Raw genomic sequence first — 15,215 nt, forward strand, 5'->3', positions numbered from 1 at the left:
AAATAATTTATAATCCTTAAGGACAAATTTAATCTCAAGACACTTTATCCAAATACTATTATCAATTAATACCATTGAATAGAAAATTGATCTAAACTCAGCCCTAATCATGGAATATTATTCTAGCTACATCAGCCAGAATACTATTTACTTATCCTCAATCAACCTATAAATATTGTCTTTTGAGTGTTTCTCGAAATATAATTTTGTTTCGAATATTAACTTCAAAATGTCGTAAACATGACACATTTTTTTTACGGTATTTAATGCCGATTCAGAAGGTAGGTTGGCAAATTTCAATAATAAAATTTCGCCATTTCGCAAAGTCAAAGTATTTAATTGGTGAATTTCATTTTTATAAAAAAAAGCACAATAAACAGCATAGGGGTGCATCAAAAAGGGATAGGGGGATTAATTATAACAAATGTTTTTGGTGTGTTAAAGGTTAAATTCTCGATTTGTTGATACGCAGATGGTGTATCCGACAAAGAACAAGGCGAGCTTATGAGTGTCGCAGTCTTACAGATTAAGAAGTCAACATTTAACATCCAATTTGTCGATTTTTCTATTGCTAACATTTGAGAAAAGTCGACATCCATTACTCGATTGGATTAAACGAAATTCAATCAGTAATTTTTCTCATAATAAAAAAAACGAGGTTTTGGTTTTCCTCGTTTTTTTTTGCTGTAATGATGAAAGCAATATGCTTATATTGACTTACACACCTTTTATTTCCTCGTGGGTAATGTAAGCGAAATTCTTTAGACATCAATTTCAATCTTACAGTAGAGAGCTTACACCTCCGAATACCACATTGTGGAACTATGCTGAATTCAGTTTGTCTCTTCTATTAAATTCACTAGTTCCACTGACTCAACCTGCAAAAATATCTGTACACAGAAGCCACCTAGGAGATATTCCTATTGCTTTAGGAATATCTCCTCTTTTTACAATTAGAGCACTATACGGATGTTTCAGAACATTGAGCAAAGTTACTTTGTAATTGAAATTTAACTTGACCTTCGGTCTAACATCCGTTCATCGGGAAATTCTGTTAGCTCACCGAAAAAAAACTTAACTAGGTTATTCTCTCCCTAGTTTTGAAACTTGAACGTTGCAATTCATTCTATCTTGAAAAAGGAACTTTATTTGATAATAAAAGCAATGAGACTGGTACTCGCGTCAGGCTTAATAGGCCTGCTTCACCAGCCAGTCTTCGGACAAAGTGGGCCAGGAGGCATCGGTTCACCAACTAGCAATATCTTTTGGATTCGTTCGGACAAAGGAATTACCCAGGATGGAAGTAGTAATGTAACTACAATATTCGATCAGGCCAATAGCAACGATGCTACAAATAACAATACCACAACCAATCCAAGTTTTGATGGCTCCGCTGGGGTTGGTTCGAACTCAGAACCTGGTATTCTTTTCACCTCTCTAAACTCGGAGTACCTGAACATGTCAGATGATGCCAACATCAATACTGGAGGTTTCACTGCTCGTTCATTCTATTTGGTATTTCAAACTGGTACAGATGTTTCTACGCTCCAATATATTTATCAACAAGGTGGGGCAGCAGATGGGCTTTTCGCTTATATCTCGGGAGGAGTACTTACTGTCGGCATAAATAGCTCCTCTGCTTCATATACGATTTCTTCAGCCGCACTCAGCATCAACACTGAATACATTGCCGCTTTTGTCTACGACGGAGGAACTCAGACAATTGACTTAAGCCTTGATGGAACAGCATCTACGCAGGTAACCTCAGTAGCCGCATCAGTTGGAGCACATACGAATATACGAGTTGGTAGTGATGTGAGCAATGCTAATTTTTTCAATGGTCATTTGGCTGAACTGGCTTATTACAACATAGCACTCAATGCTGGGCAATTAAGAGTTTTAGGAAACTACTTTGCTAAAAAGTTTGGTATCACGGTGATCAACGACCATTACGGAACTCCTGGAGCCGATTATCGATACAATCTGATAGGAATAAGCCGGGTCAGCACTGAGGAACATAATGCTTCAACTGGCCTTGGCGGAACGATGTACGTATCCGAAAATGGTTCTGATGCCATGAGTGATAACGAACATATCTTTATTGGCCATAATAATAGCAATTTGAGCACGACCTCCACTGACCTCATAGGGGTGTCAAATACCGAACGGTACAATAGAGTTTGGTACATACAAAAAACCGGAGTATTAGGTGCGATCATAGAACTGGACATAGTTGAATCTGGATTGTACGCTTCTGTGAGCGGACTGACGGCAACTGACTTTAGTTTGCTTCGGAGAGCGGGAATATCAGGTGATTTTTCCCAAGTAAGTATGGTAACCAATCCAATTTTTAATGGCAATCGAATTCAATTCACCCTAACCAATGCAGAGCTAATTAGTGGCTATTTCACGCTAGGAAGTCCATCTGAAGCAAAAAAATGGTATGTGATCAATTCTGGTAATTGGTCTGATGCAAATACGTGGACATTGGATCCTGCCGGCTCAATTTTCAATAACCCCGATGGATTGACGCCTGACACCTCCCCTACAGCTGCTAGTGATGAGGTAACTGTTCTTTCAGGAAAAACGGTGACAGTTGGAAATGGCGACCTGTCAGGCACTTTAACTAAACTTACTTTGAATGGTACGTTAGATTTTGGTAGCAGTACTGGTCATGGTACGGTGACACTGTTGGAAGGATCTGGTACAATTAAACTAAGCGGTGACGTTCTTCCTACTTTTACTGATGCATCCAACTTTACAAATGCAGGTCCTGGAGCTGGTACGGTTGAGTACTACGGATCAGGCGATGTAGATCTAACCTCTTCATCTGGGTTAACCACATTCTATAATCTGGTTTTAAATTTTGATGCATCTACCAATCATCTGATAACCACAACGAATTTTACGGTTAATGGTGACTTGACCATAACGCAAGGAGACCTTCAAATCAACGACAACAGTGCTACCACCCGTTTAATCATTGACCTGCTGGGCAATTTGGCTATATCAGCTAATGGAGAAATTTCAGTGGGAACAGGAAATATTGGCACTCCCACTGCTCCCAGTAACTTTCATACCACTTTTCATAGGGTAAATTTATCAGGAAACCTCACCAACAATGGCACCGTCAATTTCTCAAACCTGACAGGTTATGACTTTGACAGTTTTCCAGTCAATGGCGATGCCGTCACCGTCAGTTTTATTGGTCAGACAAACAATACTCTTATCTGTAATAGCACTACAAATTTCTATGACTTTATGATTGATAAAGGTACAGGGCAAACTTACATGTTGACGGTCAATTCATCAGCTGTCGAAAACTTTAGAGTCTATGGTAGAAACGATGTCGCTACTGAACACGATCTCGACAACCCGGTACTGGGCAAAACGATTTATATCAAAAATGGTACGCTTCACTTGACAGGATCTATATTCATTCCGTCGCTGACTGAAGGAAAAATTGATATCGCTACTGGTATGAACCACGCAACGGAAAACGGTAGTTGGATCGTACCAAATAATGGTAGGCTCTGGATAGATGGTGCAAATGTCACGGTTTGGAATACTGCAGAGTCCGCTGCAGCCATAGCCGCAATAGATTCCGGATTAACTGCAGGAGATATTGATGGAGTGGATACAGGAGAAGGTAATAACCAAATGGCCCTGGTCATTGGGGCGTTTCAACTAACAGATGGAGCATTTCATACCAGAAATGCTTTAGGCCTTCATTATTCAGAAAATGGTAAATCTACATTTTTAATTGAAGGTGGAACATTAGATATCTCTCAGTTCAGAAGGATTGGCGGATCTAATAACGCGAATCCAGTTTATCAGCAAACTGGCGGTACCGTTACTGTGCATGGTGAAAGCTTGAATGTTGATGGCATAGTAAACGGTGGAAGAACCAACAATGGAGCTTCGGGTATTTTTGATTTTATTGCTTCGGACGGTGTGTTCATCATGTCAGGAGGTACTATTCTCATTCAGGATTACAATGATGCTGCCAACGGCGCCACCACCAATGGGCTGAACATTAATGTTCCAGATGGAAATTACAATGTCACAGGAGGAACAATTGAAATAGATACAAATGCCGGAGTTCTGACAACAGACGGCTTTGAAATTTCATTTACACCCAACTTTTACAATTTGACTATTACTGACGACGATGATGATTTTGTCGTATTTGAAAGCGACTTGACAGTTAGCAATGATTTGATTTTGGCCAATGGTACAGATACCCGCATGAATGGCAACAACCTTACTGTGGGCCGAAACTTCAATATTGTATCAGGTGCTATTTATACCCAAGGAGGCAATAACACAACTAGCTTTAATGGCGAAGCGGACCAAACGATCACATTGGCCGGTACCTATGGAGACTTCTACAATGTAACCTTTTCCGATGTTGGCATAAAGACCTTGAGCACCGGCAACCTTACTTCAACCAATATGCTGACCATAGAATCAGGAGCTACAGTAGATGATGGCGGACAGACCATTTTCATTGAGGGTACGATTTCTAACTCAGGAACACACCAAAGTTCGACCGGAGGAGAAATTGAGTTTAGTGGAGGAGCAGGTACTTACACGATATCCGGTAATGGCGCTGGTGTTTTTGGTAATATCAACCTCAATGATGCCACCAATGATGTGAGCTTTTCAGCCAATCAGGCAGTAACCGGTACGATTACCTTCAATGCAGACCAACTCATAGATATTAATACCTACAAGCTAAGGATGCAGGAATCATCTGCTGGATTTTCCGGAATCTCAGCAAATAGATTTGTGATCACTGCAGGCAATGCCTCAGACTTAGGGCTTGAAATGTACGTAGATGCCACTGATGCCACTGAAACCATCACTTTTCCAATAGGAACTGATGCCAATGCAGATATTCGGTACACACCGGTGGTGGCCGTCTTGTCTAACATAACAACAAGCGATGACGGATATATTGCTATAAGTGTGGCTGATGAAGTACTTGCTACCACAGATGGTACAGGAGGTACTGTATTATCCTACTATTGGCATGTCGAGCATTCGGGTTTTACAGCCCTACCTAACGTGACGAGCTATACATTTTCTGGCAGTGAGAACGATGATGGAACAGGTAGCACTGCATCTTTTCCAAATTCCTGGAGAGGTGGAAAAGTTCTGTCCTCTACACCCTTCACAAGAACCGGCGAAGACAACACCAGCATAAACAATCCCTCGGGACATGACATTAACATGGATGGAGATGGCACACCATTCACACTAGAAAATGCTGATTATTCAGCAGGGCAAACAAATAGATTTAACGGTACTCCTGACGTTTACTATACCAGACAAAGTGGCAATTTCAATACGGCTTCTACCTGGTCGAGAAATGATGCAACCGGTGCAGGGACACAAGAGGTACCTGTAGCAGGGAGTGTAGTAATTATTCAATCAGATGGAGTAGGAAATGAACATAGGGTAAATGTTTTTGCTGCTATTAATGACTTAGGCATAGTACAATTCGATCATGACTATGTGAATTCACCAGTTCCTGAACGAGAAAATATACCAAGGTTGCAATTCTGGATTGCCGGCACATTCGAATTAGGAGTAGTTTCAGGTACAGGAATGATTTCATTTGATGCCTCGGATAACCCTACAGTCAATGGTGATTTTGGCGATTTTGGAACGAGTACAGATTCTTACTACCTGTACTTTAATGGGCCGGCTACCTTAGCCACCATTCCAACCCCAATTCCTAATTTAATGATGGAATCGGCAACTTATACCATAAATCAAGCGATTACTACCAATGGAGACTTGGAAATTACGGGTGGTGGTACTGCTATACCAAATCAAAACATAGAAATCAAAGGAGATATGGTCATAGGGTCTTGGGCTGGTGGTTTTTTTCAATTTCCTAATTCCGGATCAGCTATTACCGTAACGATTGACGGTAACATCGACTTTACTCAAGATCCCAATTCGAACCTCCAAGATAGAGATTTAATAGTCGCTGATGCAGCGATTGACCTTGAGCACACTTTAATCCTGAAAGGCAATATTTTACACGGTGGAGAGAATGGACATGCTATCGACCTCTATAACGCCAGCGCAACAAGACCAAGAGCAGTCCTGGAATTACAAGGTACTGGCACTCACAACTACAGTAGAACTTCTACATCTACCCCAGATCTATACCGAATTGTCTTGAACAAAGGTACTGATCAAACTTCAACCTTTACATTCAACGATGACTTTACCCTTTCTACACCAACTGCGACCTATCAGCCCATTACTCTTCAAAATGGCACGTTGATTATCAATGATGCAACGATTGGTGATGCCAACGACATTGTTTTAACCAATGCAACCAACAACACAGACTTTGATATATCTAGTACCACCGGACTACAAATCAGCGCAGGCACACTAACCGTATTGGGTGATGATATTGGAATCTCCTTAGACGGAAAAATTACTTTGGATGGCTCAGGTATATTGGATATGGATGGAGGCAACAACAATTACATACAATATTCCAGTTCCGGATTGGCTACAATCGAAATTAGCGGTACCGCACAGCTATTGGTAGGTTCTCAAATTCGGGAATCAAGCGTGACCTCTGGTGGAATATTATCCTATACTCAATCAGGTGGTACAGTAGTCATCGGAACTAGTACTGGTGGAAGCCCTGAAGCAGATAAGCCAATGTTGCAAGTGTCCAATACCGGAAGCCTTTTCAGTTTCATCGGAGGTACCATTACACTTTCCAATCACTTGGCGGGAGTTTCAACTCCATCACTCCTATTGGCTCCCGCTTCTTCAAACGTGGGCGTAGGTACCACGATTCAGTTTGGAGATGCCTCTACGGTTTCAGGCTCCAATGCCTTAACGGTTCAAAGTACAATTAGCTTACAGGATATCATAGTAGATAACTCGGCTGGACCAGGGAATTACCCGACGCTTACACTGCTCAATGAAGTGCTTAATATTAGCAATGACTTAACAATAGAAACTAATTCAACTTTTGATGCATCTGGCCTGGCACTTAACATTTCTGGAGACCTTACTAACAATGGTACTTTCATTGCAAATGGCAACGTAACAACTTTTAACGGATCTGATACTCAGATTATTACTGGAAATGGTACCACATTCTATGACCTGACTAAATCTGGATCCAATACAGTGCAATTGACATCAGGTACCGCCATTAATGTAAGTAATGATTTCAATATAACTTCCGGGACCTTCGATGACAACAATAACAATATTACAGTTACCAATACTGTCAATAATACCGCAACACATACCAATTCCAATGTCACCAAAACCAATAAGGGAATCATACTAGCTGGTTCGAGCGTCCAGAGCATTACCGGCGCTGGTACTTTCAGTAGAATTGAGATCAATAATTCAGCAGGTGTAATGACCAATGCCAGTATTACGGTGACCGAGCAGATTGGCTTGAATGCAGGATCTCTGGATATTCAAGGTTTTCAACTAAACATGGGCGAAAATGCTGTATTCCTCGATGTAAGCGGAGGCGGGTTTTCTTCGTCCAAAATGGTGCAGACCAGAAGAAGTTTTACCGATGCAGGTGTGATTAAGACTTTTAATGGGACCAGTGCCAGTCCATTTACTTATCCAATAGGCTCTGGCGATAAGTATACTCCTGTTCTAGTAACCTTAACTCAAAACTCTCAAACAGCGGCAACTATAGCCGTTCGAGCTGCAGATGAACCGCATCCAAATGTACAAGAGGATGTAGATATACCTGAATTTGTCGATCAGGACAATGCGCTGCAGTACTACTGGGAAGTCACCTCAAACGGAATGACTGATTTCTTGGGCAATATCACCTATACCTATGAAGGTTCAGATGCCTACGTGACATCACCATTTACACTTGATGATTATGAAATAGCAAGACTTCTACCGGATAATTCAGACAATTGGAATAAGTTGGAAACGGGATTCAGCTATCAGGCACGAGATGGTAGCAATACACTATCTTTTGATATCAACAGTGCTGCTAATGATACTGAAATCGGAGGAGATTACACTGCAGGTATTGACGGAGCCATTCCAGATCAGGTACAGACGGTCACCTCAACAGTTAGTCCTTCCGGTAATTGGTCAAATGATGCCTCATGGGACGCAACAGCACCAAAAGGAGCAGTTGTACATATAGTTTCTGGTGATGAAATTACCATGGATGTTGATAATTTGCTAGCGTATAGAACAATCATTGATGGAACCTTGATCGTTGCCCCAACGGCCAATCAAAGATTAGGAAGAGTGACAGGTACTGGAACATTAGAAGTTCAGGGCAACGGTAATTTACCGGCTGGCATTTATGATGACTTTTTCAATTGCTCAACTGGAGGAACGCTGGCATTTAACGACAATGACAACTACACGCTGCCAAATGAGATTGCTAATTTGAGAAACTTGCTCATTAAGGGTACTGGAACCAAATCTTTTCCAAATACAGATATCACCATCTGCAACAACCTTGAACTTCAGGATGGAACTACGCTCAATAATGACTTTAATGTCAACGTGACCGTATTGGGTGATATGACACTGACTAATGGAACTTATAATTTGGGCAATAATTCAAATGTTACGGTCAACGGAAATGTTACTGTATCTGCAGGTTCGCTGAATCTGTTAAACAACAACCTGACTATCCTTGGCAGTTTGACCGTCAATGGGGGTACATTGGCTTTGGGTACTAATGGCACAATTGACTTGGATGGTGATTTGATATTAAATGGAACTGGAACCATTTCAGGGGCAAACTCTGCTAATCTGAATTTTGGAGGTGATCTTACGTATTCGGCTGGTACTTTATCTGTCGGTGCAACCACTACCACCTTTACAGCAGACGGTATAGGAACACAGACCGTATCAGGAATTTTCACAGGGGGCTCTTCCTTCAATAATTTAATCATCAACAAACCTTCTGGCAATGTGACCATAATAGATGGAGGGAATGACGTAGAGATTGATGGAACATTGACACTAACCTCTGGCCACATTATTACAGATGCAAGTAATTCACTAACAATAACTTCAACGGGAACGATTTCAGGTGGTAGCTCCGGTAGTTATATTCAAGGACCGGTCACCAAAAATGACCTTTCAGCAAGTGCCAATTTTACATTTCCTATCGGAGACGCTAGTCGCTTTGCATATTCCAGGTTAGAAAGTGTGGTGAATGGTGGAAGAAATTGGACTGCCGAATACACAGGAAGCAACCCAGACATCGGAGACCCTATAGATCCTACAACCAACTCTGGATTCGGAGTCATGGTTGAAATAAGCGGCAATTATTGGACTATCTCTCCTAGCAGTTTACCTAGTCAGGCTACGTTGGAACTTGGCGTAGTTTCGGGAATGGGTGTCGTAGACATAAATGATGCTAGGATAGCGCAAAATAGTAGTAGCACTTGGGTTAATATGGGTGGTTCGCCTTCAGGAACCAGCTCCAACGGGTCTTTAACATCACAGGTTGTTATAGATTTTTCCAATTCAATTTTCTCATTTGGGGGAATAAATAATTCAGCATTGCCAGTTGACCTTACAAGTTTTGAAGGGAAAATAGAGGAGAAAGATGTTTTACTTACTTGGTCTACCGCCTCAGAATTAAGCAATGATTATTTTGAACTCGAAAGATCTGTTGACGGTAATACATTTGAAGTAATTGCAAAAATTGATGGTCATGGAACTACTAATGCATTCACTAACTACAGTCATTTGGATAAGAAACCCTACCTAGGGGTATCCTACTATCGCTTGGTCCAGGTAGATTTCGACGGTATGCAGACCATATATCAACCTATAGCTATAGATAACAATCAATTTAGAGAAGGTATTGAAGTTTCCGTATTTCCAAACCCTACCAATTCAAATAACATAAATATTAGGTTATTAAGTGGTGATCCAAATTCAATGATTCAACTAGCTATTCACGATCTATCAGGAAATTTGGTGCATGCACAACAGATCCAAACATTCCTGGGCTCATCCGACCAAAAAATAAATATAAACAGGGTACTGGAAAGCGGCATCTATCTAATCTCCATAAGTCAGGCGAACAACCGACAAATTCAAAGATTAATTATCAAGTAAATAAAAAGCAGGCACACCGCTGACTAGTGCCTGCTTTTGTTACTTGATCACCTTTATCATTTGCTCTCTAAGCGAAGGAATTACTTCTGCATCAAACCATGGATTTCTGGCACGCCAGATGTTATTTCTAGGAGACGGGTGCGGTAGCACGAAAAAATCCGGAAGATATTCTTCAAAATGTCTTACAGTTTCCGTCAAGGTTTTTCTTGCCCTTTCAGCTAAATAATATTGCTGAGCATATTGACCGATAAGTATCGTAAGTTTTACTTCTTTTAGGTGGCCCAAAACCTGTCCATGCCACTCAGGCGCACATTCTGACCTGGGAGGTAAATCCCCTGATTTGCCTTTTCCAGGATAACAAAACCCCATGGGAACTAAAGCAATTCGTTTAGGGTCATAAAAAGTCTCATTATCTACTTGCAACCAGCTCCTAAGATTCTCACCGCTCTTATCGTCCCAGGGAACTCCTGTATCATGTACGACAGCCCCAGGGGCCTGGCCTATGATCACAATTTTGCTTGAAGCATGTGCAGCCAGTACTGGTCGTGGCCCTAAAGCCAAATGCTTGGCGCAAATCGTACAATTCCTTATATCGTTAAGTAATGGTTGCATACGCTGATAACAGGCATTAAATGAAAATAGTTTTGGCCTACTAAAATAGAGGCAATCTGCATGGTTATTCAAAAAATTTTAAATTAAATTTCGGTTAGATTCATGTACTGATAGGTCAGCAATTGTCAATGGCAAAGCTTTCTTTACATGATTAGATGTAGGAATAAAATCAACTCAGCTATGACCAATAAATCTGTAATAATCGTACTGTCTGTCATCGCATCTCTGGTTCTGGTTTTAGTTGTACTAAAATATACGGAGCGAACCCGACAAGACAGATTGTCCCAATTGGAAGGCTCTACTTTTGGTGTAGTAAGGACAATTGAGGAAAATGACAACATCCAGGAAAATGCTGACGGAACTGACGTAATTGTCGATTCTTATACTGTCGAATTCGAATATATAGTCGACAGCGTCGTACATTATGGTAAAGACAACTTTGAGGGATCTGGAAAATATGCATCGTTCATTAGAGACATCATAGACTCCAAATTCGAGAAAGAAGTTATCGTAAAGTATGACTTAGACGATCCCACCTTTGCCTTGATTGCCCCACCGGTTGACAATTGACAAGAACAAAAAAAACCGGGCACAGCCACGCGCCCGGAAAACTGAACATACGAACTACACTAAACTCAAATACCATTTCAATACGTGAAGTGAAGGCACATCCTACACAGACGGTATCTGCAGACCAGCCGGCAGGACGTCCAATGTCAATCTAAACCTTCACTCTTATAGTTTCATTGAGAACATATCCGTTGGCAATATCTCCCGTGACCGATTCTGCCAGATTTTGATTGAGGCTATCCTGAAATTCTCCATCGCTATTATTACTCGTATCAAAAATCCCTTTATAATGCTGAGTGGCATATACGGCCTTGGAAATATCCTCAGGAAATGCTGTCTGTGTCACCAGCAATGAGGCGCCGCTACTATTAAGTATTTCGACGTGAAGATGTGGTGCCCTACCAGGATACCACCCTGGATAAACGCTGGTAAAAGAAACCATGCCTTTGTCGTCAGTAACCTGTCGGCCTCTGAGAAAGTGCTTGCTGGTAAAATCACCATCGAGTTGTTCGTTGTACTCAGAATAGTTTCCCTTTGAATCACATTGCCAGACATCTACAAAAACACCTGCTAGCGCTGCGCAATTATTACTTATGTTTTCAATCTTAAAATTGATCCTGAGTGCCACCCCGACCCGATCCCCTACGATATTTTCGTTCACAAAATCCGCAGGCGACTTGATGGGAAATGGTCCTGCCGTTTCACCTGGAGAGGTGACACATGATTCCACTTCTGGAGCTGGGTCACCATCATCGCTACATGAAGTCAAACCCGATAGTAATGCAGTAGAGCTTACTGCTCCTACACCCATTTTCCTTAAAAAGCCTTTTCTTGAGATTGTTTTGTCTATTTTCATGATTGCCTGTTTATTTTGCTTCAATTTGATACGTCAGGAGCTCCTGAGCAGTCATCCAATGCACATCTGCAGCAGGTGCAGCATCGATAGTAAAAAAATAAAAATCTTCTGCCAGTTGCTGAGCTATTCCAATATCAGTGTAGTACTTAATAAAGAATTGATGCTCATCGGCATCTCTTGGAAAGTCTGTGGCCTGCTTGCTACCTTCTGCCCAGGAGTGAACCCCTACCCTTGTGTTTGTGCCAAGCGTTCGTTTGGCTCCTGCTAAAAACAAGTCAACTGCTCCGGATGCGATATAGCCATTGTTTTCCACTTCTGTATTGAGTCCCAATTCATGAAGGCGTCGTCCTACTTTTAAGTTGGTCTCATCATCCTCTGACCCAGGTGCTTCTTTAAATATCAAGAGTTTTGTATTTGGGTTTCGTTGAATGATTTCATTGAATGCGATAAGGGTATTGCTATTAATTATCCCATTGAGGGAAATGGTTGCATCATCCACTATCGAAAACGGGACAATTGAAATGGAAGCCGAATCATCATTATCCTTACAGGAAATACCTGTCCATAGAATAAGGGCTAGAATGATGGTTTGTTTTATACGTTTCATTAGTGTTTGTTCAATTAATTATCTCTTATAAGTACCATCGGGTAGTACAGTGGGTAGTTTATAATCGTTGTCAGTAAGCAATGCATACACGTCAGGGTCTTCGGATTCCAATTTTGCCGGAGTATTAAGGGTCCATTCTCCTTTGATTTCGTTTAATCGGTTGGCTTGAGCACCAAGGAGAGAGGTCATGGCCCAATACATGTATTCAGTAGCCATACAATCGTAATTGCAAGTTTGGTCATCATAAGTATACCAGGCTCCGGCAGGATAGGTATTGGGAATGGAATTGAATCTTCCTCCCCTGGCCTTGTCCATGGCATTGGTCAGAGTAGTTCCGGCCATTTCGCCGAAGACTTCTGGATAGGCCCTCGCATATCCCACATGTGTGACTAAATGCAACACCTCTTCAAGTGCAGCATCAAATGAACCAGTTTTTGAAGTATGCCATTCCGGATGCGTCTCATCATTACCTAAATCCTGACCTTCTCTTCCTGTTGGTAAAACCATATTAAGGTCAGATTCATTTTTCCACATCACCAAAAAGGCCCGGTTGTTTTTCATGGCGTCCCATACCTTTTGATCATCGACTGTTCCATCTTCGTTATTGTCCAGGTATTGCGCCAGAAGATTAGCTGCATGAAGCAGGTTGACATCAGCAACTCCATCCACAGCATAAATATCGATATCAAACACAACGACTTTTCGATTGAAGGTAGTAAGACCGACATCTTTATTGGCAACGATTTGGAAATTTGGATCAGTACCTGGCTCTACAGCCGCTGATGAAGGGTTGACAGTATTGTCCTTGCAACTCATCATTGTGGTCAGCAATACTATTAACTGTAACAATACATTTTTCATGAATTCTATCTTTAGGGCAGTTTTGCGATTAATCGAAAATAACTACTGATCTGCCGTGATTTACCCTACCTTTAGAAGGAATTGTTTTCTTTTGGCAGCTGACGAGCAAGCAGAGTAAGAAGTAAAGTCGGTAGGCATTCGGTGTCAGAAAGGAAATAAATAAGTCAATAAACGACTAAGTATCGGATTTCAGACATTTTTTGAACCTTGAATTCGCTTAAACTGTTTAATGATAGGGAAATCAGCTACTCCTAAAAATGAAAATTTTTGAAAGAAAGAAAATAGATCTTTTTTCCCCGGAGAAAAAACTCTACCGACTGGCGGTTGCAACCGTCATCGGTTTGATTTTCTTCAATCAATTGCTCATCCAATATATTCTAGACCAACAGCGCTACGATGCCAAAACCATAAGTATGGCGAGCAGGCAAAGATTGCTTTGTCATCAGATCGTGGATCTGATGATCAATGAGCCGGAGGCCGTAACTGACAATCATGAACTCCGAGGATTGACTGAAGAATGGAATATGGTACATCAGGCACTGCAAAATGGCAATAAGGCGCTTGGAATAGACAAGCTGGATGGCGAGGAAGTGGTGAACCTCTTCAAGGAAGCCAACCCATACCAATTCAAAATATATGATCGAGCTACCGGAAAATCAAAGCTAGGTGATGTAGTCGAATTGGAAGCAAGTGCCCAGCAATTTAGTTCAGCAATGGAACAGGTTGTGAATAAGTGCGAAGCACATTCGCAAAGTAAGTTATCAGATACCATGATTGTGGAAATTGTACTTGCTTTGGTGACATTAATGGTATTGCTGTTTGAAATCAAATATATATTCAGGCCTGCTTTTTCACGGATCAATAAACAGCAGTTGCTTCTCAAAAGAGAAAATAAGAACCTCAGAAAGACACAAGATTTGCTTCAGGCCATTCAGGATAGTAGTTCATTGGCAATCATTGTCGTGGATCGGGATTTTAAAATCATCTCACTCAATAAAAAAGCAGTTCGAAACATCAGATTCGTACAAAACCAAACGATAAAGGAGGGCACTCCAATCATCCAATATATCCCGGCTCACCTAAGAACTAACTTTCTAAAAAGTTTGCAGCTGGTTTTGTCCGGTAAAAGTACCAAAGAAGAATACTGCCTGGTAAATACCAAAAACAAGACGCGCTGGTACGAGATTGAATTTCACCCCATGAAGGAAGATGGTAAGCATCTGAGTGGTGTAGCCTTTTCGGTAAAAGATATTACTCGAAGTAAGGAATATGAGATCGATCTGGAGCAGCAAAATGACCGATTGAAAAAAATAGCTTTTGTGCATGCGCATGAGCTGCGAGGTCCAGTGACTTCCATGCTGGGGTTGATTGATGTAATGACGCAGGAAAAAAAGGCTAACAACAGCAACAATGGCCATTTAGAAGAAGGTTATCTCTCCCATTTCAAAAACCTGTCAGGCAAAGTAGATAAGATCATTCGTGATATTGTATCCGTGAGTGAGGCAGATTACAGGAAAGTTAAAAAGACCGGTAATGGTAACTCCCGGGGCGACAATTAGGATCAGTAGCACTTGTGTATAA

Annotated in this window: 7 protein-coding genes; 3 read left to right on the forward strand and 4 right to left on the reverse strand. The window is 41.2% G+C overall.

Annotated features, from left to right (window positions below; genetic code table 11):
• Nucleotides 1-1,131: 1,131 nt before the first annotated feature.
• Nucleotides 1,132-10,128 (forward strand): T9SS type A sorting domain-containing protein, encoded by an 8,997-nt coding sequence (locus ABJD64_RS13625; protein ID WP_348195145.1) that lies wholly within the window; start codon nucleotides 1,132-1,134, stop codon nucleotides 10,126-10,128.
• A gap of 39 nt (nucleotides 10,129-10,167) precedes the next feature.
• Here ABJD64_RS13625 and ABJD64_RS13630 read toward each other — a convergent pair whose 3' ends face one another.
• Nucleotides 10,168-10,740, reverse strand: coding sequence for a uracil-DNA glycosylase family protein (locus ABJD64_RS13630; RefSeq protein ID WP_348179445.1), 573 nt, complete (start codon nucleotides 10,738-10,740; stop codon nucleotides 10,168-10,170).
• 180 nt (nucleotides 10,741-10,920) lie between these two features.
• On the opposite strand from ABJD64_RS13630, the gene ABJD64_RS13635 reads away from it, so the two are divergent.
• Nucleotides 10,921-11,310 carry a hypothetical protein gene (locus tag ABJD64_RS13635; RefSeq protein WP_348179446.1) on the forward strand — a complete coding sequence of 130 codons (390 nt, stop codon included), beginning with the start codon at nucleotides 10,921-10,923 and terminating at the stop codon, nucleotides 11,308-11,310.
• A gap of 151 nt (nucleotides 11,311-11,461) precedes the next feature.
• Here the strand turns inward: ABJD64_RS13635 and ABJD64_RS13640 are convergent, their stop codons facing one another.
• From ABJD64_RS13640 to ABJD64_RS13650, 3 genes are read right to left on the reverse strand one after another with little or no spacing between them, the layout of a single operon-like run.
• The gene (locus ABJD64_RS13640) at nucleotides 11,462-12,166 is read right to left on the reverse strand and encodes an intradiol ring-cleavage dioxygenase (RefSeq protein ID WP_348179447.1); all 705 of its coding nucleotides are present in this window, start codon (nucleotides 12,164-12,166) and stop codon (nucleotides 11,462-11,464) included.
• 10 nt (nucleotides 12,167-12,176) lie between these two features.
• Nucleotides 12,177-12,773: a hypothetical protein gene (locus ABJD64_RS13645; protein ID WP_348179448.1), complete on the reverse strand. Its 597-nt coding sequence runs from the start codon at nucleotides 12,771-12,773 to the stop codon at nucleotides 12,177-12,179.
• Nucleotides 12,774-12,791: 18 nt separating this feature from the next.
• Nucleotides 12,792-13,634, reverse strand: a complete 843-nt coding sequence (locus ABJD64_RS13650) for a hypothetical protein (RefSeq protein WP_348179449.1) — start codon at nucleotides 13,632-13,634, stop codon at nucleotides 12,792-12,794.
• A gap of 257 nt (nucleotides 13,635-13,891) precedes the next feature.
• Here ABJD64_RS13650 and ABJD64_RS13655 point away from each other — a divergent pair, with 257 nt between their 5' ends.
• The gene (locus ABJD64_RS13655; protein WP_348179451.1) at nucleotides 13,892-15,193 is read left to right on the forward strand and encodes a PAS domain-containing protein; all 1,302 of its coding nucleotides are present in this window, start codon (nucleotides 13,892-13,894) and stop codon (nucleotides 15,191-15,193) included.
• Nucleotides 15,194-15,215: the final 22 nt, after the last annotated feature.

It is taken from the genome of Reichenbachiella sp. (assembly GCF_039944555.1).
In the GTDB taxonomy this organism is placed as follows: Bacteria; Bacteroidota; Bacteroidia; order Cytophagales; family Cyclobacteriaceae; genus Reichenbachiella.

What these genes read in the sequence shown, in the direction of transcription:
- ABJD64_RS13630 (WP_348179445.1), bottom strand. Translation starts at nt 10,740, where the DNA reads ATGCAACCATTACTTAACGATATAAGGAATTGTACGATTTGCGCCAAG.
- ABJD64_RS13635 (WP_348179446.1), top strand. Translation starts at nt 10,921, where the DNA reads ATGACCAATAAATCTGTAATAATCGTACTGTCTGTCATCGCATCTCTG.
- ABJD64_RS13640 (WP_348179447.1), bottom strand. Translation starts at nt 12,166, where the DNA reads ATGAAAATAGACAAAACAATCTCAAGAAAAGGCTTTTTAAGGAAAATG.
- ABJD64_RS13645 (WP_348179448.1), bottom strand. Translation starts at nt 12,773, where the DNA reads ATGAAACGTATAAAACAAACCATCATTCTAGCCCTTATTCTATGGACA.
- ABJD64_RS13650 (WP_348179449.1), bottom strand. Translation starts at nt 13,634, where the DNA reads ATGAAAAATGTATTGTTACAGTTAATAGTATTGCTGACCACAATGATG.
- ABJD64_RS13655 (WP_348179451.1), top strand. Translation starts at nt 13,892, where the DNA reads ATGAAAATTTTTGAAAGAAAGAAAATAGATCTTTTTTCCCCGGAGAAA.